This window comes from Sphingobium sp. D43FB, from assembly GCF_002312805.1.
Classification (GTDB): domain Bacteria; phylum Pseudomonadota; class Alphaproteobacteria; order Sphingomonadales; family Sphingomonadaceae; genus Sphingobium.
Window position 1 is genome coordinate 1 of sequence record NZ_NMUA01000036.1, and the last position, 23,411, is coordinate 23,411.

The following is a 23,411-nucleotide window of genomic DNA, read 5'->3' on the forward strand; positions in this document are numbered from 1 at the left end:
CGAAATCAGCCGGAACGGGCGCATCTCGAAAAGCGGTGACAGGTTCGCTCGAAAATGCCTGTACGAAGCAGCAAATGCGATCTTGTCTCGAAAGCTTGGCGGCCCTCGCCTGCGTGAGTGGGCACAGGCGATCGCAGGCCGAACCGGGCCTCGCAAAGCGAAAGTCGCCCTGGCCAGGAAGCTGGCGGTAACATTGCACGCAATGTGGCGTACCAACACGATCTTCCGGGAGGCGGCCATGGCCTGATCCAAATCCGAAGCAATACGCTGAACTCAAGCGCGACAGAACGCGTCCCGCTGGGACGCTTAGCGAGGGTGAGATCGTTCCCGCGAGTGCGGCACGGACCGCGCACACCACTTAGATTCACCCTACTTTGAACGCTAACATGCGGCGTCCAGCGCGACGACCGCGGAGAGAACCCTGGAGCCCAGCGCGCGTGACGAACCGCAAAGAGGTCAGCTGTTGACAGTGGCGATTAGAGAACGCTGTGGGACACGATCGAATTTAATATGTCCTTTCCGCCATTTCTATGACTGTGCGGTACGTCCTACGCTACTGAAAGTCGCTGTCGATATGTCCGCCTGAACCGCCAATTAGATTTAGGCCGCCGGCAATGGGTATAATAGCTGCTCAGATACGTCTCCCAATTTGGTTATGCGTGTGACGATTAGGCCGGTCGCATCAGCAGCGTGGGCCCTCAGCAAACGGGTCCGTTCACAATATAGTCGGCGGCAAGCCGTTCTTGATCATCTTTCAACCTATCCGGCGTCCCGTGTCCTCGCAGCGGCTATTCTGTGCCTACTTAATCAAACCGCTGAAAAGTAATGATAAATTTTTTAACCATGTTCGATCCTTGTTTCCGAGGCACAAAAATCTAGGATACCAAGATGGCAGATCGAGATTCCAGTTTGGACACATTCTCGTCAAAGGTCTTCAAAAGAGGGCGGATTTGACTTTTTATTTCACCCAGTTCGAGCATCGCCGCCCTCCTCCCCCGCTGCCCAATTCGCTTGTGCGGGAGAAAATCTGGCAAATATTAGGAGTTGCCAGCCTGGCGCTGGGGGCTTGGTATATCCACTGGCGCTGGACGCAATCACTCAACTGGGATGCCTTGTGGTTCGCCGTTCCGCTGTTGCTGGCAGAAAGCTGCGCCTATTTCGGGCTGATCCTGTTCACGCTCAATCTTTGGAAAGTGAAAGATTTCCCTATCCTGCCGCCGCCGGAAGGGATCAACCAGTGCGTGACGTATCCCGATGGACTAGATCGGCCCGTGGCCGTCGATGTCTTCATCGCGACCTATAATGAAGACGAAGAACTGGTTCGCCTCAGCATCCGCGATGCTAAGGCGATGCGTTACCCCCACCCGATCGATCTGCATATCCATGTCCTGGACGATGGACGCCGCCCGACCATGCGGGCCATCGCCGAGGAGGAGGCGGTTGGGTATATTACACGCGACAACAATGTCGGCTTCAAAGCCGGCAATCTGCGCAACGCCATGGAACATACCAGCGGTGACTTCATCCTGATCTGCGACGCGGATACCCGGCCGTTCCCCACTTTGCTGGAACGGACGCTGGGCTATTTCCGCGACCCCGACGTAGCGTTCGTACAGACGCCGCAATGGTTCTATGATCTACCCGAAGGCGAGACCCTGACCCAATGGATGACGCGACGCATGGGACGCGCGGGACGATGGCTGGGCAGCGCTACCGAATGGATCTTTGGCGAAATTCGAGTAGGCGAAGACCCCTTTGCCAACGACCCCGCGTTATTCTACGACATCATCCAGCGGCGGCGCAATGCGTTTAACGCCGCCTTCTGCTGTGGCGCGGCATCGCTGCACCGGCGCGAGGCGATCATGTTCGTGGCGCTAAAGGCCTATGGCGATGCGGTCGCCAAGACAAGCGGCGAGACCCGTTCGCGCTTGGCACGCCTGACCCGACGCAGCGACAATGCTCAAATCCAGGCGCTGGCGCGCTGGCAGGCGGCGCAAGCCGAAGAACTCACGCCATATAAATTCCATGTGTCGGAGGACATTTATACGTCCATCGTCCTGCATCAGGACCAACATCGTCGCTGGAAATCCGTGCTGCATCCGCAGGTAGAATCAAAGATGCTATCTCCGCAGGATTTGCTGACCTGGACCATCCAACGGTTCAAATATGCCGGCGGCAGCCTCGACATATTCTTCCATGACAATCCCGTCATCGCACCAGGCATGTCGCTGGGACAAAGGCTGATGTATCTGACCACTTTCTGGTCTTATCTGGGGGCGGTGTGGAACTGCATTTTCCTGCTCGCGCCGCTGGTGTATCTGTTCTTGGGTGTCGCTCCGGTCAGCGCCTATACCGGCGATTTCTTCCGCCACGCCCTGCCTTTCCTGATTGCCAATGAGCTGGCGTTTCTTGCAGGAACATGGGGCATGTCCGGCTATAAGGGGAAGGTCAGCTATCTGGCTTCATTCCCTATTTCCCTGCGTGCGTTGTGGGCGGTGCTACGCAACCAACAGATCAAATTTCCGGTAACGCCCAAGGAACGGCAGGATGGTAATTTCCTGCACCTTGTCTGGCCGCAGATCGCCATCATGGCCCTGACCGTTCTGGGCTTAGCCTGGGCAACGCTGGCTTGGCGGCTGGACATTGGCAGCTACACGCTGGGCGGCCTGATCGCCAATGGCCTATGGGGCCTGAACAATATCCTGGCGATGTCCATCATGGTCCGCGCAGCGCTGTGGCAACCGGAGCATCAAGCATGAGTTGGCGGAACGGCCTGCGCAAAGGGCGAAGTCATCTGCTTTTTGCGCTTGTACTAGCGGCCGGTGGCCTGCTGGTGGTCAACATCGAAGATGATACGCTGGAACGGGAAACAGGCGGCACGCCCCGGTCCGGTTCATCCCCTGCCATATCACCCGTTGCGCCCAGTACCCCAACATCCCCGGCTCCAATACCTCCGGTGAGCAAGCTGGCAGCCCGCCCTGCACCGCAAGTTTCCGATACAAAGCGCGCCTATGTCCAGATCGGTGCCTACCAAAGCGAGGCCCGCGCGGCGCGCGAGGGGCGGCAGGTTCTGCGCGAACTGGGTGACCCGGCCGACATTGGCGTGCGGATTGAACCGTTCCGCTCGCTCTATCGCCTGCAACTGGGACCATTGGCGGTGCCAGATGCAGCGCCGCTTTGCCAGCGACTGGTCAGCCAGGAACGGGATTGCCGGTTGGTGTGGAAGGATCAAAAAACTTCTTCAAAGACAGGCAGTTGACGCCCGCATTGCGATGATAGTCGATCACGTCGATACAGGACTGGATTATCTGGATACCGCGCCCGCTTTCTGCCTCCAGCGAAAAGGTGCGACACATCGTCATCTGCCCATCCTCCATAGGAATGCCAAGGTCGGTCAGGTCCAGTTCCACAACTCCATGCCCTTGGCGCACCGCCAGCCGGATCGTTCCGTCGCTGCGCCCGGCATAGCCGTGTAGGATGATATTATTGGCCGCTTCGACCAGCGCCAATTCCAGGTCGATCGCGGCCTGGGGCGCTACCTCGGCAGCGGCACAACTGGCTTTAAGATAGTCAGCAAGCTGCGCCACCGCGCCCAGCCGCGCCGGAATTTCGACGATATCAGGGTCAGTCACCGAGCACGGCCCTGGCAGAGTCCACGTTGTCCGTCAGGCTGAATACGGTGTCCAGCCGGGTTAGTTCGAACAGACGCCGCACCGATGGCTGAGCCCCTGCCACCGCCAGCGCTCCATCCTTTCCCAGCATCTTGAGGAGTGAGACCAGCACGCCCAGTCCTGTACTGTCCATGAAGCTGACGTCGCCCATGTCCAGTAACACCCTTTTGGCCCGTCCATTTAGCTGCGCCTGGATATCGGCCTTGAAAGCGGGGCCGGCGGCAGCGTCCAGTCGGGCGGCTGTCACTTTGATGATTGCCAGGTCGCCGTCGAGTGTGATGATGGTCATGCCGTTCCCTGCATTTGGTTCGTGGATATTTCCAGCGCGAGTAGCGAGATATCATCTTCTAAGCCCGCTGGACCGTGCCTCGTCCGCAACGCTGCATCGATCTGCTGCACCATCTGGTCGATCGGATAGGATTTGGCGGCGGCGAGCAGGACACGCAAGCCCGACTGTTCCAACATCGTGCCTTGTGCGTCACAACATTCGGTCACACCATCGGAATACAGAATGAGGCGGTCACCAGGTGGCAGTTGGAACGGCATGGGATCGAAATTGGCGTCAGGGAACCAGCCAAGCGGAAATGCCCCTTCGAGCACCATTGGCGCAACGTCGTCCAGATGCATGATGAATGGAGGGAGATGGCCTGCGCAGATGATCCAGCCCTCGCCGCTTTGCGGAAAGAGCAGACCACATATCAGCGTGGCATAGCTTTCCGATTGCTGCCCCTCAATTTCGCGATTGAGGTCACTGATCGCTTGCGACAATGCGGCTGGCGTATCGGGCGCGAGTTGCGAGAGCCGGTGATGGATATGAAAGGATGCTAGTGCAGCGGGCACGCCGTGGCCCTGGACATCGGCCAGGAAGAAAAGATGCGCGCCGTTGCGTAAAGGGATGAGGCCGATCGTATCCCCGCTGATATGCTGGGCCGGCCGATAGGTCCATGCCACCTGCAAGGGGCCATGGCTGTCTTGATCGGGCAAAAGCCGCCGGTGGAGCGCTGCTGCGGCATCGAGATCTGCCTGGACCCGTCGATAGGCTTCCCGCGTGCGGGCGTTGGCAGCGGCCAGATGGTGATTACGACGCTGCAAGCGGTAATGTATTGCAACGTTGCGCCGGGCCGATGCCATCGCCAGTTCCAGTTGGATGCGGTCGAGAGGCTTGAACAGAAAATCGTCAACGCCCGCATTCAGGGCGTGGCGGATAGTATGGCCATCACCCCTGGCGGTGGTCATGACCACGTGCAGGAAGCGATCACGGCCATGCAGCGCGCGGATGCGCTCTACCAGCGCTATGCCATCCATCCCTGGCATCTGCCAGTCGGTGACGACCATGTCGAAAACATTGTCCTGGAGTAGGGTTAGCGCCTGTTCCGCATCCATCGCGCACTGAGCGGTGCAGTTGAGCGTTTCCAATTCCCAGGTCAAATATTCCAGGAACAGGTCATCATCATCGACCAGCAGCACGTTGAGCGGTCGTTCGCTATGCCGGGATCCCGACGATATCATCCTTGTCGCCTCCCTCTCTGCCACGGCGGCCAACCTTACCTTAGCTGGCAAACCATAACAGGAAAAAAGCCTTCAATCGGTTGATCTTGTGAGAAACACGCCTAATCGATGCTTAAGCAAAAATAAGCTGTCGCGCGTTCACGCCTTGTCGTTATGATCATCGATGAAAGCCAGATGTCCTGTGCGCATTCGGAGCCTTTATTTAATGACGCGATCCTTTTTATGCGGCCTGGCACTGCTGTCGTGCATGGCCCCCGCCGACGCCCAGGATCGTGGCGTATTATATGCCGGTGGCGGGGCGGGGGATGGCGCAGGCGGCTATGTGGGTGGGCTGATAGCACTACCCGGCGACTCCTTGGGTAACGGGCTGGCGGTTCGGGCAGGCGTCAATGGTGGCACCTATCGCTATCGCACCAGCGAGCGGATCGAAGCCACCTACATCGGTGCAGAGATCGCGCTGGTCTATCAAATGTCGGGCGATTGGGGCTGGGCAAATATATCCGCCGGGCCGCGCATTACAGATACCGAGCTGGATCCGAATGATCGGGGTAACAAACTGCGCGGCACCCGGTTCGACGCAGGATTGCAGACAGACGGTGCGCTGGGCAATCAATGGCGGATGGGATGGTTCGGTTCGTGGGGCGTCCGCAACGAATCATACATCGCGCAGTTGCGACTGACCCGCCTGGTAAGCGCCAGCAGCGGAACGCGTGTCGGTGTAGAGAGCATAGTACAGGGCGATCCGACCTACACGCGCGCCAGTCTGGGTGCCCATGTCGCCACGCCGTTGGGTGGCGGATGGGAAGGGCAGGTTTCCGCAGGCGCGAGCGAACAGGCGGGGCGGAACGCGAGACCCTATGCGTCGCTAGGCGTCAGCCGCGTCTTTTAGGCTGCTGGTGGCTTGGTGCTGCACCGTCATGGGAGCGCTGCGCGCTGGGTCGGGCCATTGCTCCTGACGGGCTGCGTTCCCGCGCCTTCCGTAGCCATGCGTGACGGACCATCGCCTGCGCCATCGGCGGCTTTGACCGTGCCGCCCCACTATCAACTGACATGGGCCGACGAGTTCGATAGCGGTGTCGAACCCGATCCGCGTCGTTGGGCCTATGACACGCACCGCAATCGCAAGGGCTGGTATAATGGCGAAGCGCAATATTATGCGCGCCGTCGCCCCCGCAATGTGCGGGTAACGAAGGGTGCGCTGATCATCCAAGCCCATGCCGAGACGCTGGATCGCGCGGCCTTTTCCGAGTGGGGCGGTCAGGCCTATACTTCTGGTCGACTGATCACGCGCGGGAAGCAAAGCTGGACTTACGGCTTTTTTGAAATACGTGCGCGCATGCCGTGCGGACGCGGTACATGGCCAGCCATCTGGCTTCTGCCCGCGCAGGAAAGTGGCCGCTGGCATGGTGGCGAAATCGACATTGCCGAGCATGTCGGGATCGATGCCGGGGTAGTGCATCATTCAATCCAGACTCCGGAACGCAATTTTCGGCGCGGGGATCACCCCACAGCCACCACCGCAATCGCGGACGCCTGCACGCAATTTCACCGCTACCAATTACACTGGACCCACGATCTCATCCGGTTCGGGGTGGATGACAGGCCTACGCTTACCGTCCACCCGGCAGAACTGGGCGTGCAGTTCGATCGGCCGATGTTCCTAATCCTTAATCTGGCCATCGGCGGGCTATGGGGCGGTGCGCAGGGCATCGACGAAACAGCCCTGCCTGCTATGTTGGAAATAGACTATGTCCGGGTCTATCAAGGAATGCCAGAATGATACGTTTCCTTCAGTGGCGTCGCCTTGTCGCGATTATTGCAGCGATCAGCATTCCGATCATCATCTTTTTTGTAGCGGCCATGATGGTGGTGCAGGCAAATGATGCCAAAGAATTAAGGCGCGTTGTTGACCTATCTTATCAGCGCCGCGCCATGTTGCAGATCATTTTGTCAGAACATCAGGATATCGAAACCGGGCAGCGTGGCTATCTCCTCTCCGGCGATCCCAGCTTTCTCGATCCCTATCTGAAGGCCCGCCAACAGATGGACACAACGCTGGCGCAGGTGGAGAAGTTACAGACACCAGCGGCAGTTGGAAGCGACATGAGGCGGCTGCGTGATCTAACCCGGCAGAAACTGGCCTTTTCCGCCCGCACGATCGCCCTACGTCAAAATAATGATTTCGTCGGCGCGCAAGCAATCGTGATCGGTGGCGACGGCAAACGATTGATGGATGGCATCCGCGCTGAAATTGGACAGTTGCGACGGGCGGAGGAGGGGCGCCTGGCTATCCTCTCGAAAGAATCCGATGAAGCCCAATCCAAATTGCGCCTGCAAAGTTTCGTGCTGCTGGGCCTGCTGACCACCTTACTGTGCATCAGTGGACTGATCATTTTCCGAGCCTTTCGCGCCCGCGCTGCCGCGCTCGCGCGGCTGGACGATCTTTCGCGGCGACGCGAGGCCATTCTCGACGGTGCAATGGACGCCATTTTGATCCTTAACCCCAGCGGAAGTATAGAAGGAGTCAACAAGGCAGCGAGCCGTATATATGGCTACACGGCCGATGAATTGCTGCGGCGCGACGTCGGCATGTTGTTCGCCGATCCACCGCCGCGCGGCCAAGTCGCCACCTATCTGCGTAATATGCGGCTGGTGGAAGGCGAGCCTGGCTATCTTCAGGAAATACCGGGCCGCCGCGAAGATGGTACCGTTTTCCCGTGCGATGTTGCGGTCACAGCTGTCTTGCTGGCCGATGGTATCCATTATGTGGTGGTGGCGCGCGACATCAGCGAACGCAAGCGCGTTGAACGGCTGAAGGCGGAATTCGTCGCCAGTGTCAGCCATGAATTGCGGACGCCGTTGACGTCTATCGCGGGGTCGCTGGGACTGCTCGTCGGCGGTGCTGGCGGTGTGATGCCCGATCGCGCGCAGCGGCTGATCACAATAGCCCATGATAACGCCGAGCGGCTGGTTCGCCTGATCAACGACATTCTGGATATCGAAAAGATCGATTCAGACCAGATGACGTTCAATAACAGCTATGTTGATCTGGGTGCGATCCTGCAGCAGGCAGTCGAGCAGAATCGGGGTTATGCGGACCGGTTCAAGGTGTCGCTCAATCTTGGCCCAGTGCCGATCAATGCCTATTTGTGGGCCGACGCCGACCGGCTAATGCAGGTGTTAGCCAACCTTATTTCCAACGCCGCCAAATTTTCGCCACCGGGCGAGACGGTCGATATCATAACCCGGTCAGACAAGAACCGGCACAGGATCAGCATCTGCGACCGGGGACCAGGTATCGACGAGGCGTTTCGGTCGCGCATCTTCAATCGGTTCGCACAGGCCGATTCATCCGACACACGACAAAAAGGCGGCACTGGTCTGGGGCTTAGTATCGTCCGGGAAATCGTCACCAAACTGGGCGGCGAAATCAGTTTCGATTCCGAATTGGGGAAGGGGTCGCAGTTTCACATTGACCTACCTGCGGCGCGGCCGGAAGAAGCAGAAGGTCCGGTGGACCGGCTATTGATCTGCGAACGTGACCTTGAACTGGCTGCACAGATGGCAAAGGCGTTAGAGGCTACTGGCTTGGCTTGCGATATCGTTCATAGCACGACTGATGCGATGGATCAGGCACGGACCCGCCGCTACAGAGTAGTTCTGGTCGATTCCAACCTGCCCAGTGGGGGGGGCATCGGACTGGTTCGCAATCTGCGCAGGCAGCCGGGGATGGAGAACATACCTATACTGATGATTTCGGCTGATAGCCGTCACGGTGGGATTGAGGCGGAAGCATTACGTATCGTCGATTGGCTGCAAAAGCCCGTGCCGCTGGACCAGCTTGTTACCGCTGTCCGTCAAACGATAACCCAACGGGAACATGCAGGCCAGCCAGATGTCCTGCATGTTGACGATGATCCTGATGTGCTGCGGGTGGTTGCGACAGCTTTGGAAGGACAGGTTAACCTGACGTCTGTGACCAGCGTCCAGGCCGCGCGAGTCGCCTTGTCCGACCGTGCGTTCGATTTGGCCATATTGGACCTAGGCCTGGCCGATGGATCCGGGCTTGACCTGTTGCCTAACCTACGAGTGTCCGGCGGCATCCCAATCCCGGTCATTATCTTCTCCGCTCAAGATGCCGACCCAGATGTCGCGGCCTCGGTGGAGGCCTATCTGACTAAGTCACGGACGCCCATTGAGCGGTTGGTAGGAACGGTCCATCATCTGTGGCAGCAAACCGATGGAGAGGCCGAGCGATGATATCCATCCTCTATGTCGATGATGACGACGATATTCGTGAGATTGCCGACATCGCGCTGAGCCTGGACCCTGAAGTGGAGGTGCGGCTATGCGCGTCAGGCAAAGATGCCGTGGCGCTTGCTGCATCCTGGCAACCGGCGCTCATCCTGCTGGACTTCATGATGCCGGGCATGGATGGCCCTGCGACGCTGCACGCTTTACGGAACCAAGCCGAAACGCGCGACATTCCGATCGTCTTTATCACCGCACGCAGTTCCCAGCGTGACATTGCCACCCTGCTGGCGCTGGGTGCGGCGGGCGTACTGGCAAAGCCATTCGACCCGATGACGCTGGCAGCCGAAGCGCGGCAATTCCTGTGACTGAAATGGATGATCGCCTGGCGCATCTGCGCGCGCGCTTCATCGCGCGATGCCGCGCCGAACTGGCAATGATTGAGGCAAACGAGATCTTGGATCGGGATCTGCAGCATATGGCGCATCGCGCCGCAGGAATGGCAGGAACGGTCGGCTTGAAAGAATTGGGTATAGCCGCCGCCCATCTGGAAGACGCGCTGCTGCGCGGCGATCAGATAGCCGCCGCGCGCCTCGCCTTCCTGGGTGTGTTAAGGAAGATTACCAGCGACAATTGATGATGGCGAGGCAAAAGGCAGATGTGCCAATCGCGTCGTAGGATCGATCTCGACGGTGTGAGCTGACGTCATTCATTCCCAGTCGCTATCCATCGCTTTGCGTTCCGCATCGGCGTCCATCGGATCCCCGGCCATCATGCGTTGCGCGGCCTCCATCATGTACGCGCTGCCGGCTTGACGATAGGCTGGCGTCTCCTGCTCCTCGCGAGCGCTGGTGCGCTTGAGGTGCCATGTCCCTGCAACGTGGCATGCGATCCCGGAGAGTGCGGCCCCGTCAAACGTCCGGCAGACCTGCCCCTCCCGATCCCTAAAGGTCAGGCCGATCCGCGTCGCGGCATCGCCGGATTGCGTGGAGGCCAGTTGCGTGTCTAATGCCCTGACCAGATCACCCTGCGCCACCAGCCTGCCCTCCTGGTTCCCCACCGGTGCAGAACCGCCAAAAGGTATCGTCTGCCCAAGCAACAGCCCGATCACCAGCGCAGCCGCTAGAGCTGCGAGGCTCTTTACCTGGAAAAAGAATAGCCGTTGGGGCGCTCCCCTGAGCCGCACGACAGTTTCATCCAGCGGGGTCGTTAGCCTTTCGGGCAAGGGCGCGTCGATCACGGGGGCAAAGTGATTGGCCAGCGTCGTCCGCAAAGCGCGGTGCGCCGCGACCTGTTCGGCAAGCTCTGGCTGCGCCGCCATCGCTCTTTCCACACGCTTCGCACTCATAGAATCAAGTTCGCCATCGGCATAAGCCATCAGCATTTCGCGGTCGATCTTCACGCGGCTTCTCCCAGATGAACCATGAGGGCATCCCGTCCCCGGCACAGGCGCGATGTTAGCGTTCCGATCGGAATATCGAGGATCTCGGCAGCTTCTTTATAGGCAAAACCCTCCACCAGAACGAGCGCAATCACCTCGCGCTGCTCAGCGGGTAGCTTCTCCATAGCGCGCCCCACATTGCCGATTTCGACCGCCATCTCGGTCTGTTTGTCGCCATCATTGCCGACGGCAAGGCCCGCTTCTTCGGCAACGAAGGTCTGGCCACGACGTGTGCGGGCGCGTACTTCATCGATCCACAGGTTCCGCATGATCCGGTACATCCAGCTATCCAGTCTCGTTCCCGCCTGCCAATGATCGCGGGATTTGAGCGCGCGCTCGATCGATGCCTGACACAGATCGTCGCCGTCCGCCGGATTGCGGGACAGGCTTGCCGCAAAGCGCCGCAGCCTTGGGAGCAGTGCTAGCAAATCGCGCTCGAACGCCATCAGGCCGCTTTCCAATCGTTGATTACCGGGGATGAAACGGACCAACCCGGCCGTTTCATCCTCAAGACGTACACATGACCATAAATATTTTCCCTTGAGCAAGGCAAAGGCTATGCCGGAGACATGAAATTGCTTTTCCCCATGCTCAAATATATGTTGTTGTGCGTTGCGGGCACAGTTCCCGCGATGCTGGCGGCACAACTTGTGGTGCCAGTCGGCATTGTAGGGCGCACGCTGGACAGCATGCCCCGGACCGACCTTGAAAAGCTGCCAGTCGGTGATCTGACGCAACGCCTGACGGAAATTAGGCTGGACCGGTTGGAAGCACTCGTCCGCACCAGTCGCGGCAGCATCGCCTTCGATGAGCAGCGTAATCCGGCCGTCAGTGGCGTGCTGATCGTAATGGACGCCAGCGCGGAGGATGTGACCACAGCCGGTCAGGCAGGCTTTGCGCTGCTGGATTGCGAGACGATCGAAGGGATCGACATCGATGTCGCACGCCTCGCTGTGCCGAAAGGCCAAACACTTGGTCACGCCATAAAATCCTTGCGCAAGTTGCTGCCGACTGCGGATATCAGTGCGGACAACCTCTATGTACAAAGCGGAATGCCAGCACAGCAGATGGCAGTCGGGGCGCGGGCATCCAGCCGCACCGTCGCCAGACCGGCCATCGGCATGATCGATGGGGGTGTCGGCGCCCATCCCGCAATCACGGGCGCTATCGAGGCAAAGGGCTTTGCCAGGGGTGCGCCCTCGGCCAGCCCTCATGGAACGGCCATCGCATCGCTGCTGATAGGATCGGGTATGGTACGCGGCGCAGCGGCGGGCAAAATGCTACTCGTTGCCGACGTCTATGGTAGCGATCCGGCAGGTGGCAACGCTACCGCGATTGCGCGGGCGCTGGGCTGGTTCGTGCAGCGCGCCGTGCCCGTGGTTACGATCAGTCTGGTGGGTCCAGCCAATCCCCTGCTCGGCAAGGCGATTGCCAACGCGCAGGCCAAGGGGCTGATGATCGTCGCGGCTGTCGGCAATGATGGTCCGGCCGCGCCGCCGTCTTATCCTGCATCCTATGCGGGTGTGATTGCGGTCACCGGCGTCGACAGAAGAGGGCGCGCTTTGCCTGAGGCCAGCCGCGCCCTGCATCTCGATTATGCTGCGCCCGGAGCCGATATGCTGGCTGCCGCACCAGGCGGAAAGACTGTCCGTGTACGGGGCACTTCCTTTGCCTCGCCTCTGGTCGCGGCGCGGCTTGCACAGCATTATACGGCACCTGTCCCTGCGCGCCGCGCTGCGGCGATCAAGGCGCTCAATACGGAAGCGCGCGATCTTGGTGCCAAAGGCACGGATAACGTCTACGGTCGTGGCCTGATTTGTGGCGCATGCCGAACACCCTGAAGTTTTTCGGATTGGCCGGGATTAAATTCCGACTGGCCTGCGTTGTCCTCCCGACCGCAGTGCATTTGGGAGATTTGACATGAAGAGCTCTCTGACAACCACCAGCATCCTTGTTGCCATGTCCATAGCGGCACCCGCATCGCCGCAGCTTCTGGGAGGGAGTGGCGGCCTCGGCGGCAGTTTGGGCGGTACGATCGGCGGCGTCACCGGTTCGCTTGGCGGCATGGGAAGCGACATGGGCGAAACTCGCATCGACCCCAGCGTGGATCGCCGTACCGGATCGGCTAAGGTAGATACACGGGCCGACCGCAGCGCCAATGGTTCGGCAGCCGGAAACGCTAGCATCATCGACAAGACCGTGTCGGGCGCTGTCAGCGGCAGCGCCTCGGCGACGGCTGGCGGCAGTGCCGATGTTCAGTCCATCGGCACCAATTTTGTCCGCGATACCAAGGGGCAAGCGGTGGGCACGGTTCGCGGCACGGCGAGCCAGGCCGCAGGTGCGGCCCGCGGTGCCGCGAATGGCACAAGAAATGCCGTCTCCGAAGTTGCGGACTCGGCGGGCGCCGCCTCAGGTAGCGCGAACGGCACAGGTTCGGCGCAGGGCGGACTTGGCCAGTTGGAGCTTGCCGGATCGGGTGCCGCGAACGCCGCGAGCATGTTCGCCATCGAACCGGGCATGGGAGTGCGGGACACACGTGGCCGCGTGATCGGCACCGTTCAGGATGTCCGCGCCAGCGGCACGGGTGTCGTTCAACAGGTGTTGGTCGATGTCGGCAATCGTACCGCCACGCTTCCCGCGGCAAACTTTTCCGGGAGCGGCGATGCGCTCATCTCCGGCATGGGCAAATCCAAAGTGAAAAAGAAAGCCAAGCAGCAGGAAAAGACCGCTGCCGCTCAACCCGCCGCTGGGAGCACAGGCAGCCGCGAGGCACAGTCGAGCAAGTAAAAAACCTCCAGGATAAGACTGAGGCGCGCACCAGGCTCGGAGCGCGCCTCTATTTTTGAGAAGGACTGTCGCCTCAGCGATGCGGTGCAATCGGGAAATTGCCATACAGCCGAATCTTACGGCAAAGAAGCAGGCCGAGCGTCCGTTGTCGGGGAACGTGATTTTAAGGCTGAACGGCGCATCTATTGCGACACCGGACAAAGTCTGCGGTACTTTGTTGGCTTGTCCGTGTCGAGACTTCCGCCTATTCGAAGTCAATGGGGAGAGCATCGGGAAGCACATCGATCGTTGGAGACCGCGCGCCCTATTTCTGGGCGGGTTGTGCCGCGATCAGTATAGGTGTGCTGCTACATCTACCAATGCTGGCGATGGCGCACAGCATGGGCAACCACCTCAAAGGAATGCCGATGGACGCCAGCATGGGGCTGGGCATGGTCCTCATACTGATAGGCGTCCCGCTCGCTTGTTTTGGTGCATTACCAAAGGTGCGAGGCGGTCATGGCGATCATGTCGGGACCAATTACGAGGCTCCGGACACAACTCCGCTCGGCCGCTGGCACGCGGCAACCTTGTTGGTGCTGACGCTGGGCCTGATTATCGACGTAATGAAGCCTGCGACGCTCGGCTTCGTACTGCCCGGTATGGCTGCCGAATACGGCATTGCGCGCTCGCAGGTCGCGCTGCTGCCTCTGGTCGCGCTGACTGGTACCACCGTCGGCTCGTTCCTCTGGGGGTGGCTGGCGGACATCTATGGTCGTCGCGTTTCGATCCTGCTTTCGACCATCCTGTTCGTCTCGACTGCCATCTGCGGGGCGATGCCAGCCTTCGTTTGGAACCTGGTCATGTGCTTTCTCATGGGCATATCGGCAGGCGGGATGCTACCTGTGATCTACACGCTGCTGGCCGAAGTGATGCCGCCGCGCCATCGAAGCTGGGTGCTGGTGCTGGTCGGCGGGATGGGGTTGGTCGGAGGCTATCTCGCCGCTAGCGGGGCGGCCTATGTGCTGGAGCCGGTCTATGGGTGGCGCGCGCTTTGGCTCCAAGGTTTTCCAAGCGGATTGCTGTTGCTCGCCTTGGCCCGATTCATTCCTGAAACGCCGCGCTTCCTGGCCGAACGCGGTCGCGTGACCGAACTCGCGCAGATGCAGCAGCGCTTCGGCCTCGCGCCCAAGCTGCGGCCTCTCGAGGCTCCTGCCGATACCCCCACAAGCTCCCAACATCACCGCCTCACCGCCGCGCTAGTCATGACTGCGGTGTGCTGGAGTTTCGTCAATTTTGGGCTGCTGCTGTGGCTGCCGTCGGACTTGCAGACCCGCGGCTATAGCGCCGAAGTGGCGAGCGGAATTTTCGCAAAATCATCGCTGCTCGCGTTCCCCACCGTCTTACTGGCCGCGCTGTTTTATGCGCGCCGTAGCAGTAAGTGGACGCTGGTCGGCACAGTCGGCCTAACTTTTGCAGGTCTTATTGGCGCGATGCTGCCCCCATCGGTACTAAGTTGGGAGCCGGTGCTGATCTCAGTCATCGCGATGCTGATCGTCGGCACCAACGGGACGATCGCGGTGCTGATGCCCTACACGGCGGAAAACTATCCCCTCGGCACCCGGGGGCGAGCCACAGGGCTGGTGGCAGGGAGCAGCAAGTTCGGCGGAGTGGCGGTGCAGGTTGCGGCCCTCGCGGGCTTTGCACCGACGCTGGTGGGCGCGGCGCTGGCGTTAATGGTTCCGACGGCGGTGTCTGCCGGGATGATCGCCTGGTTCGGGCGCGAAACGCGGGGGCGCAGCCTTCGCGTGCTGGAAGCGGAGTAGCGTGACACTCGTCCGCTCCTTCCAGTTACTTCCCGCCAATTAAATTCCCACCCAACGAGGCCGATTCACCACCGCCAGAGTGACTGAGCACGTTAGCGATCGGGTTAAGGGATGGCGAACGGCGGCAACTTGTTGACTGTCCGCTGCATACACCGCAATCGCCAGCTTTCGGCTAGATCCGATGCTCAACGGTGCCGATGTGAGCGACCGGGTCTGCTCGCCTGCTGCCCGCGCTATGTAGTCAAAGGATCAGGCCTTCATCTGGGAGCGACGCTAGTCAGCCCGACCACAATGCACTGCGAACCCTCGCGCCAGTTCGCCGAGAGTGACAGCCCCCAAGCGTGCGACCAAGAGCGCTTCTGCTTCTCGGAGCGCATCTTCTACCGCAGCGTTGACGGCCTTTTCGACCGCGCAGTCCGGATTGCTATGTTCACTACCGATGGCGAATATGCGGGGGCCACCTACCGCGCGGTGGACATCGAGCAGCGAAACCGTCTCCAGATCCGCAGAGATCGCCCAGCCACCGCCATGCCCCTTTTCGGACCTGACATATCCTGCATCGCGCAGGCCCGCCATTGTGCGGCGAACGACGACGGGGTTCGTCCCGAGCATCCGCGCGATGGCCTCGGACGTCATAGGGCCATCGTGACGTGCCATGTGGAGCAGAACGTGGAGCATTCTTGAAAGGCGGCTGTCATTACGCACGGCATGATCTTTCCCGGACGCGAGGGGATTGGCAAGCACATCCCATCACGATACATATGTTGTTACATGAATCGTGGAGTGTTCGTCATGCCGGAATTCGAGAACCCCGACCATTGGGACACAGCCGCCCAGCATTATGAGAAGACGGCGCACCCTTTCACCATGCGCTATGCCGAGGCGGCGCTGGCACGCGTTCCGTTGACACCGGAGAGCCGCGTCCTTGATGTCGCTGCCGGCACTGGCGCGCTGGCGCTGACTGCCGCACGAAGCGGTGCGAAAGTGCTCGCGACGGACTTTTCGCCCGGTATGGTGGCGCGCATTGCGGCAGCGAACATGCCCAATGTCGAGACGCGGGTGATGGATGGACAGGCGCTGGCGCTGGACGATGGCAGTTTCGATGCGGTGTTCTCGATCTTCGGCGTCATCATCTTTCCCGACTGGCGTAAGGGCCTTGCCGAGATGGCAAGGGTGACACGCATCGGCGGGACGGGCGTTGTCGCAACCTGGCAGGACCGGGGCGCCGCGACCTTCCTGTTGCTCGGCCAGATCCGTCGCAAGCTGTTTCCCGATCGTGAGGGCATGACTATGCCGGACGCGGTCAAGGCGTTGAGCGATCCGGCTGATTTCGCGAACGAGCTGGCCCTTGCCGGCTATCGCGATCCACGAATCGAAGAGGTCACCTACGACTATCCGCTGGATATGACCCTACTTGTCGACCCCGATACCCTGTTCGGCATGTCGCCTGACTGGACCAGTTTGAGTGATGTGGAGAAAGTCGCGGTCATCGCCGAAGTACGGGCTATGGCGAGCGATCGCGCGATCCTTCCTATCCCTTCGACCGCGCTTATCGCGGTGGCCCGACGGTGAACCAGACCATTTGTGCTTAGTGGCCAGCGGCAATATGCTGCCCCGAAGCGGGGATGGCGAATGTCGGCAATAGCAGCCATTCTGGCGTGGGTCAGGAAACGGCTCGGGTTGTCGACAGCCGTCGGAAACCGGACCATCCGCAGTCGGGAAAAGCAAATCCGGTCCTGAATGTCGTATAAGGGTCCAGACTGTGTGAAAACGCGTCAGATGTGGTATGGTGATCCAACGTTTTGGGGGATCATATGGGTCGCTTCATTTCTGGTGCTGATCGCAAACAAACCACACTATTTCCGCCCTGCGTAGATGACTGGATCGGGGAAGATAATCCGGTCCGAGTGATTGATGCCTTTGTCGACGCGCTCGATCTGTTGGGACTGGGATTTGAGGGCGTGGAGCCTGCAGCCACGGGTCGGCCATCCTATCATCCGTCGGTTTTGCTCAAGCTCTACATCTACGGATATTTGAACCGGGTACAGTCGAGCCGCCGCCTGGAGCGCGAAGCCGATCGCAATGTCGAGCTGATGTGGCTGGTGGGACGGCTCGTGCCGGACCACAAGACGATTTCGGATTTCCGTCGCGACAATGGCAGCGCAATCCGCCAGGCCTGCAGCCGTTTCGTGTTGCTGTGCCGGGAGATGGGGCTGCTCGCGAGTGGAAGCGTCGCAATCGACGGCAGCAAGTTCAAAGCCGTCAATAATCGCGATCGCAACTTCACCAAGGCCAAGCTGGCGCGGCGCCGTGAACAGATCGAGGAGAGCGTTGCACGCTATCTTGCACAGCTCGATACAGCTGATCGACATGAACCAACAGATGTGCTGGCAGCAAAAACGACCCGCCTGAAAGAGAGGATCGCCAGGCTCGAGGAAGAGATGACTCGTCTCGACGGACTGGAGGCGCAGATGCTGGCTGAACCGGATCAGCAAGTCTCATTGACTGATCCTGACGCCCGATCAATGGCCACAAGCGGCCGCGGAACCGGGATGGTCGGCTACAATGTTCAGATAGCCGTCGATACAGAGCACCATATTATTGTCACGCATGATGTGACGAATATTGGCAACGATCGCGCCCAGCTGACCCGCATGTCGATGAAAGCGAAGGCCGTGCTCGAGGCGGACCAGCTCGATGTCGTTGTTGATCGCGGCTACTTCTCTGGCGTGGAAATACTGGCAAGTGAACAGGCCGGTGTGACCGTCACAATGCCAAGGCCGATGACCTCTGAAGCCAAGATGGCTGGGCGGTTTGGGAAACAAGACTTCATTTATCTCCCCGAACAAGATGCCTATCGCTGCCCGGCGGGCGAAACTCTCAGCTATCGGTTCACTCGCGAAGAAGGAGGACTGACACTAAAGCGTTATTGGGCAAGTGTCTGTGCGAACTGCTCGATGAAGGCGCAATGCACGCCGAGCAAACAGCGTCGTGTCTCCCGATGGGAGCATGAAGAGGTTATCGAAGCGATGCAGCACCGACTGGATGCAAATCCTGACGCTATGCGCATACGACGCCAGACGGTCGAACATCCCTTTGCCACCCTGAAGGCCCGAATGGGCTACACGCACTTCCTCACAAGGACAAAACCGCGCGTCTCAACCGAGATGGCGCTCCATGTTCTCGCTTACAACTTGACCAGGGTGCTCAACATCATGGGGAGTAAGGCAATCCTCAAAGCCATCGCGACCTAAAGGAAAGGCTGCGCTCAACTCGCGGCAATGCGGTTTTGTGAAATGAACTCCCTTCTCAAAACCACCGCTCCAGCGTTTTCACACGGCCTGGGTCGTTCTTTCCTGCCCCCATTTTGTCAATCGTTTAAGGCCTTTGGCTGCCGAGGCCGCCCGCAAGCCCAAGATGGAGCGGGTATGAAATCTACGCCGATCGCGCAGCGCAAGATCAAAGTCGTCGCTATGCTGGCAGGGTGAATATGATTGGCGCAGTGAACTCGATGCGCTCGCCCGGTAGTTCGGCCGGTGCGCCAGGATAGGGGGAGGCGCGACGCAGCATCGCTTCGGCCTCATCGTCCAGCACGGTATTGCCCGATCCCTGGACGATCGCACCCTCCAGCAACATGCCGGTGCGGTCGATGACGAAGCGAACCTGCACCCGCCCCTCCTCCCGTCGCATCCGGGCCCGGCGGGGATAGATTTTATGGGCGTATAGCCAGGATCGGACCTTGGCGGCATAGCTGCGGCTGGTGCCGGGCGGCGCTTTTACGTCCAGGCCATCCGCGGCGCCGCGGCGGGTCAGGGCCGCAGCCGAGGCGGCGGCAGTCGTGGTTTGCAAAGCGGGCGGCGATGGCGCTGTGGAGGGATTAGCTGCCGGTGCGGCTACCGACATAGGCATGGAAAGGGAAAGACGCGATGGCACCGCCATGACCGGGGGCGTGACAGCGGTCACCGCGGGCAGTTGCAGTGCGGGCGGTTGTTTGGTCGTGGGGGGCTGAACGGCGGCAGGCGTGCTGCGCGTCGCTGTTTCCGCGTCTTCCTCGCCCTGCTCCACGCCCTTGAGTTGGGCGAGCGACAGGACTGTCAGCGCCGGCGATTCGCTCCGGCGGCTGACAGGCCCCATGCCAAGGTTAAGCAGCGCTGCGATCAACAGCCCGTTGACCAGCAACGATGCCGCCGTCGGCCCGCCGATGCGGAAAGGATGCGCTGCCTGTGCCATGGCGTCAGAATGTGTTCGCCACGGTGAACTTGAAGCTCTGTCCTTCCGCGGCGAGCGAGGAAAGATGGCGGCGATATTGTTTGTCGAAGACGTTATCCATGGCGATGCGGAATTCGAATCCCCTGGCCGCGCCGTTCTGGGGCTTGAAGGCGAAGAACAAATTATGGACGGTGTAGCCCGGTGTCGGCAGGCCCGATCCGGCCGAAGCGAAGGCGCCGGTCGTCACCTTGTCCTGCCGCTCCGCAAACTCGCCAGTCCAGCCGCCCGACAGGCCGCTCGCCGCATCGGCATAGCCCAATGTCAGGCGATAGTCGTTGGCCGGAATGGTATTGAGATAATCCCCCGTCAGCCGGTTCTTGCCATCGATGAAGGAAGCATTGCCGCGTGCGAAGAAGCCGCCCATGCCATATTCGGCCTCGACCTCCAGCCCCTTGAAGCGCGATCGGTTGATATTCTGGAAATAGGGCGTGCCCGCCGCGGCGGTGACATTGACGATCAGATCCTTGACATCATTCTGGAACAGGGTGGTCTTGGCGCGGAAGCGATCGCCCTTGCCCAGCATGTCATCGAAGGAGAAAGTGAAGCCGACTTCGACATTGTCTGACTTTTCGGGTTTCAGATCGGGATTGTTGGGACGAGTGGCCGAACGGGTGAAGATTTCATCGATATTGGGCATCCGCACGGTGCGCGCGACCGAACCGAACAGGCCGAACCAGGGCGTAAAATTATACAGCGCGGCCAGCTTGGGCGATACGCCGCTATCCTTGACCTTGTCGGTCAGCGTCGTGCCGCCGACCACCGTGTCGCCGGGCGTCAGGTCGGTCCAGTCGATGCGGACGCCGGGCATGATCGTCAGCTTGTCGGACCAGACGATCTCCAACTGGCCGAACAGGCCATAGCGGCTCATATCGCCTTCGGGATGGGTGCCCGCGCCCGGCGTTACCGTGCCGTTCAGCGCCACGCGCGGGTTGCGCCGCTTCTGCTCGCTCCACTGGCCGCCCAGGATCAGGAAGGTCGTCCAGTCGCCGCCCATGGCGAACTCGCTGGTGTTCTGGACCTTGGCCTGCCAGCTTTCATAGGAGAAGTCGGAATAGGCGAGCGGGCCGAGGAAGGTCGTCTCGGTTTGATGCACCTTCGACAGCGAATAGGCGACCTGCGCCTCGACATTGAAGATCTTGCTGCCGTCGAAATCGTTCACATAGCCCAGCACGGCGGTCTTGTCGTGAACGCGGCGGCGCATCAGCGCGGCGCCGGTGGCGGCGGAAATCTGGTCATAAACCTGCGGCGCGTCGCTGATCCAGTCCTGATAGCTGGCCCAGATCGCGTGCTTCTTATTGCCACCGATCGCGACCCGGCCCTTGACCAGCCAGCTGTCGGACAAGGTGGCGGAGGCCGCGACGGTATCGCCATTGCCGCTCTTATAATCGTCGGTGCGCCGGTAGTTGTAGCTGCCCAGCAGCTCGACACCCTCGGTCGGCTGCACCGCGACGATACCCGACAGGGTGTGCGCCTGCGCATTGGTCTCAGTCGCCGCTTTAAACCGCACCGCCAGTGGATCGCCATCGTCCAGAAAATCGGATGCATCCTTGGTCGTGAAATTGACCACGCCCGCCAGCGCGCCGGCGCCATAGAGCGTCGAGGAGGCCGGGCCGCGCAGCACTTCGATCCGCTTGTAGAGTTCAGGCTCGGTGAACAGCGCGCCCATGCGATATTGTTCGTAGAATTTGGTGACGCCATCGACCGTCAGCAGGATGCGATTGTCGCTGTCGCCGATCGCCGTGCCCATGCCACGAATGTTAAAGCCCTGGCCAAGCTGGCCCACGCCGCCCTGGACGTTGACGCCCGGCATCCCCTCCAGTAGGTCGCCGACGGTGGTTGCCTGGACCTGGTCGATATCGTCCTGTTCCAGCGTGCTGACCGCCTGCGGCGTGTCGATCGCGACCTTTTCGGTGCCGGCGGAGATGACTATGCGGTCGAGCGCCAATCGCGTGGTTTCCTGGGCGTCGGCATCATCCTGCGCCCATGCCTGCGTCGGTGTAACGATCAGCGCGGTTCCCAACAGCATCGTCAGTTTGGTCTTCATCATATGTGCGGCCCCCATTGTCGGTAAATTGGATCGGGCGTGGATTGCCCCGAACGACGACGCACCTATCAGCTTAATATGATATTGCAAGTGAGTCGCATTAGGATTAACGGCTGATACAGAAAGGGGACATCATGAAGACATCACCCACCCGTTCCATCGCCCTGCTGCTAACCCTCTTGGGCGCTTCCACCACGCAGGCGCATATGCCCTATGTGCTGCCGACCCTGTTCGATGTGGGCAAAGGTGACCATATCACCGTCCAGTCGGCCTTTGCCGAAGACGCCTTCCTGCCCGAAGTCGCGATGCGCGACGCGCCTTTCCATCTGGTCGGCCCGGACGGCAAAGACCTGCCGACCGGGCCGGTCACCCATTTGCGCGACCTCAGCGTCTTCGAAGCAGCGATTCCCGCCGACGGCACCTATCGCGTGACAAGCGGCCAGCGTGCCGGGCGGAAGGGTAAGATGTTCAGGCAAGGCGACATATGGGCCATGCGCGGCGAAGGCGCCGAACCGCCTGCCAATGCCGAGCAGGTCGAGGTGCAGAGCATGACCCTGGCCGACGCTTATGTGACGCGCGGCCAGCCGACCGAAACGGCGCTCAAGCCCCTGGGCAAGGCATTGGAAATCCAGGCGATCACTCATCCCAACGGCATCGTCGCGGGATCGGACGTTCGCTTCGCGCTGCTGTTCGACGGCCAGCCGCTCGCCATGCCGACATTACGATGTTTCGCAGCGCCGGCCTCTATGACGGGCGCAAGGTGGCGGCGCAGGTAAAGAGCGGCACCGATGGTCGCTTCACCCTGAAGCCCGACGATGCGGGCACCTATCTGATCCTGGTGCGCCATCGCGGCGTCGCGCCAGCCGGGTCGGAAACCCCCTATCGCAGCTACACCTACACCCTGACCTTCGACGCGGCCTGAACGCTGCGTTCCTATATCCGATGGAGATTATATGAAATTCCAGCTTACCCTGACCGCAGCCCTATTGACGCTCGCCGGCACCGCTATGGCCGCGCCGCATGAGGGATCGGCTTTCATCCACGACTATGACGCCGATCATGACGGCCAGGTCAGCCGCGCCGAATTCGACATCGGCCGCATCGCCCGTTTCAAGGCGACCGACACCAATGGTGACGGTTGGGTGTCGGAAAACGAATATGTGCAGGAATATAGCGCGCGGTTGGAACAGCAACTTGCCGCGTCCGACCGCAACGAAGAGAAGAAGACGGAAGAGCGGCAGCGCCAGATCCGGCAGACTCACGTCCGCTTTGGCGTCCTGGACAAGGACAAGGACGGCAAGATGGCCCAGGCCGAATATGACCTGTCGGGCGCGCGCGCCTTTGCCGAGCAGGATAATGACAAGGACGGCATCGTGACCGCCACCGACGCCGCAGCGACTGCCGCGCGCCAGCTTGTCGCTAGGGAGAAGGCCGCCCAATAATCGCTGCTGGTAGCCGTGCCCGGCAAAGGGGTGCTCTCAACTCCGGTCGGCACCCCATCCCCTTAAGCTCGACTTTGTACGTTTTTGGTCAGGTCCAGGTCCAGAAGATGCTGTTTTCAGCGATGTGGTCGAGGGCTTGATCGAGGGGCAAGACGCATCCGCCCATATCGTCGATATCTTCCCATTTTCGTC

The 23,411-nt window shown here is 60.4% G+C and carries 23 protein-coding genes and 1 pseudogene; 16 read left to right on the plus strand and 8 right to left on the minus strand.

The window, feature by feature from the left end:
• From SxD43FB_RS20130 to SxD43FB_RS25380, 3 genes and pseudogenes are all read left to right on the plus strand, one after another.
• A pseudogene (locus SxD43FB_RS20130) lies at positions 1-247 on the plus strand (IS110 family transposase); the annotation flags it as partial.
• Positions 248-950: 703 nt separating this feature from the next.
• Positions 951-2,759, plus strand: a complete 1,809-nt coding sequence (locus SxD43FB_RS20135; RefSeq protein WP_096063697.1) for a cellulose synthase catalytic subunit — start codon at positions 951-953, stop codon at positions 2,757-2,759.
• 197 nt (positions 2,760-2,956) lie between these two features.
• Positions 2,957-3,259, plus strand: a complete 303-nt coding sequence (locus SxD43FB_RS25380; RefSeq protein ID WP_176482864.1) for an SPOR domain-containing protein — start codon at positions 2,957-2,959, stop codon at positions 3,257-3,259.
• Here SxD43FB_RS25380 and SxD43FB_RS20145 read toward each other — a convergent pair.
• From SxD43FB_RS20145 to SxD43FB_RS20155, 3 genes are read right to left on the minus strand one after another with little or no spacing between them, the layout of a single operon-like run.
• Positions 3,192-3,632 (minus strand): ATP-binding protein, encoded by a 441-nt coding sequence (locus SxD43FB_RS20145; protein ID WP_176482865.1) that lies wholly within the window; start codon positions 3,630-3,632, stop codon positions 3,192-3,194. The two genes, SxD43FB_RS25380 and SxD43FB_RS20145, sit on opposite strands and share 68 nt — an antisense overlap.
• Positions 3,625-3,960 (minus strand): STAS domain-containing protein, encoded by a 336-nt coding sequence (locus SxD43FB_RS20150; RefSeq protein WP_069064209.1) that lies wholly within the window; start codon positions 3,958-3,960, stop codon positions 3,625-3,627. Before SxD43FB_RS20150 ends, SxD43FB_RS20145 begins: the two co-directional genes overlap by 8 nt.
• On the minus strand, positions 3,957-5,180 hold the full coding sequence (locus SxD43FB_RS20155) for a SpoIIE family protein phosphatase (RefSeq protein ID WP_096063700.1): 1,224 nt from the start codon (positions 5,178-5,180) through the stop codon (positions 3,957-3,959). Before SxD43FB_RS20155 ends, SxD43FB_RS20150 begins: the two co-directional genes overlap by 4 nt.
• 205 nt (positions 5,181-5,385) lie before the next feature.
• Here SxD43FB_RS20155 and bcsS point away from each other — a divergent pair, with 205 nt between their 5' ends.
• From bcsS to SxD43FB_RS20180, 5 genes are read left to right on the plus strand one after another with little or no spacing between them, the layout of a single operon-like run.
• Positions 5,386-6,069: a cellulose biosynthesis protein BcsS gene (bcsS, locus tag SxD43FB_RS20160; protein ID WP_176482866.1), complete on the plus strand. Its 684-nt coding sequence runs from the start codon at positions 5,386-5,388 to the stop codon at positions 6,067-6,069.
• Between the two features lie 15 nt (positions 6,070-6,084).
• Entirely contained in the window at positions 6,085-6,960 is an 876-nt protein-coding gene (locus tag SxD43FB_RS20165) for a glycoside hydrolase family 16 protein (protein ID WP_255245827.1), read from the plus strand.
• Positions 6,957-9,440 carry a CHASE3 domain-containing protein gene (locus SxD43FB_RS20170; protein WP_176482867.1) on the plus strand — a complete coding sequence of 828 codons (2,484 nt, stop codon included), beginning with the start codon at positions 6,957-6,959 and terminating at the stop codon, positions 9,438-9,440. Before SxD43FB_RS20165 ends, SxD43FB_RS20170 begins: the two co-directional genes overlap by 4 nt.
• Complete coding sequence (locus SxD43FB_RS20175; protein WP_096063704.1) at positions 9,437-9,799, plus strand: response regulator; 363 nt, start codon at positions 9,437-9,439, stop codon at positions 9,797-9,799. Before SxD43FB_RS20170 ends, SxD43FB_RS20175 begins: the two co-directional genes overlap by 4 nt.
• 5 nt (positions 9,800-9,804) lie before the next feature.
• Positions 9,805-10,068 carry an Hpt domain-containing protein gene (locus SxD43FB_RS20180; RefSeq protein ID WP_096063705.1) on the plus strand — a complete coding sequence of 88 codons (264 nt, stop codon included), beginning with the start codon at positions 9,805-9,807 and terminating at the stop codon, positions 10,066-10,068.
• 72 nt (positions 10,069-10,140) lie between these two features.
• On the opposite strand, the gene SxD43FB_RS20185 is transcribed toward SxD43FB_RS20180, so the two are convergent.
• A complete protein-coding gene (locus SxD43FB_RS20185) occupies positions 10,141-10,833 on the minus strand; it encodes an anti-sigma factor (protein WP_096063706.1) in 693 nt (230 codons plus the stop codon).
• Positions 10,830-11,318 (minus strand): RNA polymerase sigma factor, encoded by a 489-nt coding sequence (locus SxD43FB_RS20190; RefSeq protein ID WP_096063713.1) that lies wholly within the window; start codon positions 11,316-11,318, stop codon positions 10,830-10,832. The genes SxD43FB_RS20185 and SxD43FB_RS20190 overlap by 4 nt, the downstream gene beginning before the upstream one ends.
• 243 nt (positions 11,319-11,561) lie before the next feature.
• On the opposite strand from SxD43FB_RS20190, the gene SxD43FB_RS20195 reads away from it, so the two are divergent.
• The 3 genes from SxD43FB_RS20195 (at position 11,562) to SxD43FB_RS20205 (ending at position 15,464) form a co-directional block, all read left to right on the plus strand.
• Positions 11,562-12,713 carry a S8 family serine peptidase gene (locus SxD43FB_RS20195; protein WP_176482868.1) on the plus strand — a complete coding sequence of 384 codons (1,152 nt, stop codon included), beginning with the start codon at positions 11,562-11,564 and terminating at the stop codon, positions 12,711-12,713.
• A gap of 79 nt (positions 12,714-12,792) precedes the next feature.
• Entirely contained in the window at positions 12,793-13,659 is an 867-nt protein-coding gene (locus SxD43FB_RS20200) for a hypothetical protein (RefSeq protein ID WP_096063708.1), read from the plus strand.
• A 359-nt stretch (positions 13,660-14,018) separates the two neighbouring features.
• Entirely contained in the window at positions 14,019-15,464 is a 1,446-nt protein-coding gene (locus tag SxD43FB_RS20205; RefSeq protein ID WP_255245824.1) for an MFS transporter, read from the plus strand.
• A 273-nt stretch (positions 15,465-15,737) separates the two neighbouring features.
• On the opposite strand, the gene SxD43FB_RS20210 is transcribed toward SxD43FB_RS20205, so the two are convergent.
• Positions 15,738-16,169, minus strand: a complete 432-nt coding sequence (locus tag SxD43FB_RS20210) for an Rrf2 family transcriptional regulator (RefSeq protein ID WP_096063715.1) — start codon at positions 16,167-16,169, stop codon at positions 15,738-15,740.
• Between the two features lie 87 nt (positions 16,170-16,256).
• On the opposite strand from SxD43FB_RS20210, the gene SxD43FB_RS20215 reads away from it, so the two are divergent.
• Both SxD43FB_RS20215 and SxD43FB_RS20220 read left to right on the plus strand, forming a co-directional pair.
• Complete coding sequence (locus tag SxD43FB_RS20215) at positions 16,257-17,036, plus strand: class I SAM-dependent methyltransferase (protein WP_096063716.1); 780 nt, start codon at positions 16,257-16,259, stop codon at positions 17,034-17,036.
• A 242-nt stretch (positions 17,037-17,278) separates the two neighbouring features.
• The gene (locus tag SxD43FB_RS20220) at positions 17,279-18,718 is read left to right on the plus strand and encodes an IS1182 family transposase (RefSeq protein ID WP_096063709.1); all 1,440 of its coding nucleotides are present in this window, start codon (positions 17,279-17,281) and stop codon (positions 18,716-18,718) included.
• Between the two features lie 217 nt (positions 18,719-18,935).
• On the opposite strand, the gene SxD43FB_RS20225 is transcribed toward SxD43FB_RS20220, so the two are convergent.
• Positions 18,936-19,694 (minus strand): energy transducer TonB, encoded by a 759-nt coding sequence (locus SxD43FB_RS20225; RefSeq protein WP_096063710.1) that lies wholly within the window; start codon positions 19,692-19,694, stop codon positions 18,936-18,938.
• A gap of 4 nt (positions 19,695-19,698) precedes the next feature.
• Positions 19,699-21,780 (minus strand): TonB-dependent receptor, encoded by a 2,082-nt coding sequence (locus tag SxD43FB_RS20230; protein WP_096063711.1) that lies wholly within the window; start codon positions 21,778-21,780, stop codon positions 19,699-19,701.
• Positions 21,781-21,911: 131 nt separating this feature from the next.
• Between SxD43FB_RS20230 and SxD43FB_RS20235 the strand changes: the two genes are divergently transcribed.
• From SxD43FB_RS20235 to SxD43FB_RS20240, 3 genes are read left to right on the plus strand one after another with little or no spacing between them, the layout of a single operon-like run.
• Positions 21,912-22,553 (plus strand): DUF4198 domain-containing protein, encoded by a 642-nt coding sequence (locus SxD43FB_RS20235; protein ID WP_255245825.1) that lies wholly within the window; start codon positions 21,912-21,914, stop codon positions 22,551-22,553.
• The gene (locus tag SxD43FB_RS26070; protein ID WP_255245826.1) at positions 22,502-22,699 is read left to right on the plus strand and encodes a DUF4198 domain-containing protein; all 198 of its coding nucleotides are present in this window, start codon (positions 22,502-22,504) and stop codon (positions 22,697-22,699) included. The genes SxD43FB_RS20235 and SxD43FB_RS26070 overlap by 52 nt, the downstream gene beginning before the upstream one ends.
• 31 nt (positions 22,700-22,730) lie before the next feature.
• Positions 22,731-23,219, plus strand: coding sequence for a hypothetical protein (locus SxD43FB_RS20240; RefSeq protein WP_096063712.1), 489 nt, complete (start codon positions 22,731-22,733; stop codon positions 23,217-23,219).
• Positions 23,220-23,411 lie beyond the last annotated feature (192 nt).

Coding starts and splice junctions, on each gene's coding strand:
- SxD43FB_RS20150 (WP_069064209.1), bottom strand. CDS start 3,960: ATGACCATCATCACACTCGACGGCGACCTGGCAATCATCAAAGTGACA.
- SxD43FB_RS20155 (WP_096063700.1), bottom strand. CDS start 5,180: ATGATATCGTCGGGATCCCGGCATAGCGAACGACCGCTCAACGTGCTG.
- bcsS (WP_176482866.1), top strand. CDS start 5,386: ATGACGCGATCCTTTTTATGCGGCCTGGCACTGCTGTCGTGCATGGCC.
- SxD43FB_RS20170 (WP_176482867.1), top strand. CDS start 6,957: ATGATACGTTTCCTTCAGTGGCGTCGCCTTGTCGCGATTATTGCAGCG.
- SxD43FB_RS20175 (WP_096063704.1), top strand. CDS start 9,437: ATGATATCCATCCTCTATGTCGATGATGACGACGATATTCGTGAGATT.
- SxD43FB_RS20180 (WP_096063705.1), top strand. CDS start 9,805: ATGGATGATCGCCTGGCGCATCTGCGCGCGCGCTTCATCGCGCGATGC.
- SxD43FB_RS20190 (WP_096063713.1), bottom strand. CDS start 11,318: ATGGCGTTCGAGCGCGATTTGCTAGCACTGCTCCCAAGGCTGCGGCGC.
- SxD43FB_RS20195 (WP_176482868.1), top strand. CDS start 11,562: ATGCCCCGGACCGACCTTGAAAAGCTGCCAGTCGGTGATCTGACGCAA.
- SxD43FB_RS20200 (WP_096063708.1), top strand. CDS start 12,793: ATGAAGAGCTCTCTGACAACCACCAGCATCCTTGTTGCCATGTCCATA.
- SxD43FB_RS20205 (WP_255245824.1), top strand. CDS start 14,019: ATGCTGGCGATGGCGCACAGCATGGGCAACCACCTCAAAGGAATGCCG.
- SxD43FB_RS20215 (WP_096063716.1), top strand. CDS start 16,257: ATGCCGGAATTCGAGAACCCCGACCATTGGGACACAGCCGCCCAGCAT.
- SxD43FB_RS20220 (WP_096063709.1), top strand. CDS start 17,279: ATGGGTCGCTTCATTTCTGGTGCTGATCGCAAACAAACCACACTATTT.
- SxD43FB_RS20225 (WP_096063710.1), bottom strand. CDS start 19,694: ATGGCACAGGCAGCGCATCCTTTCCGCATCGGCGGGCCGACGGCGGCA.
- SxD43FB_RS20230 (WP_096063711.1), bottom strand. CDS start 21,780: ATGATGAAGACCAAACTGACGATGCTGTTGGGAACCGCGCTGATCGTT.
- SxD43FB_RS20235 (WP_255245825.1), top strand. CDS start 21,912: ATGAAGACATCACCCACCCGTTCCATCGCCCTGCTGCTAACCCTCTTG.
- SxD43FB_RS26070 (WP_255245826.1), top strand. CDS start 22,502: ATGTTTCGCAGCGCCGGCCTCTATGACGGGCGCAAGGTGGCGGCGCAG.
- SxD43FB_RS20240 (WP_096063712.1), top strand. CDS start 22,731: ATGAAATTCCAGCTTACCCTGACCGCAGCCCTATTGACGCTCGCCGGC.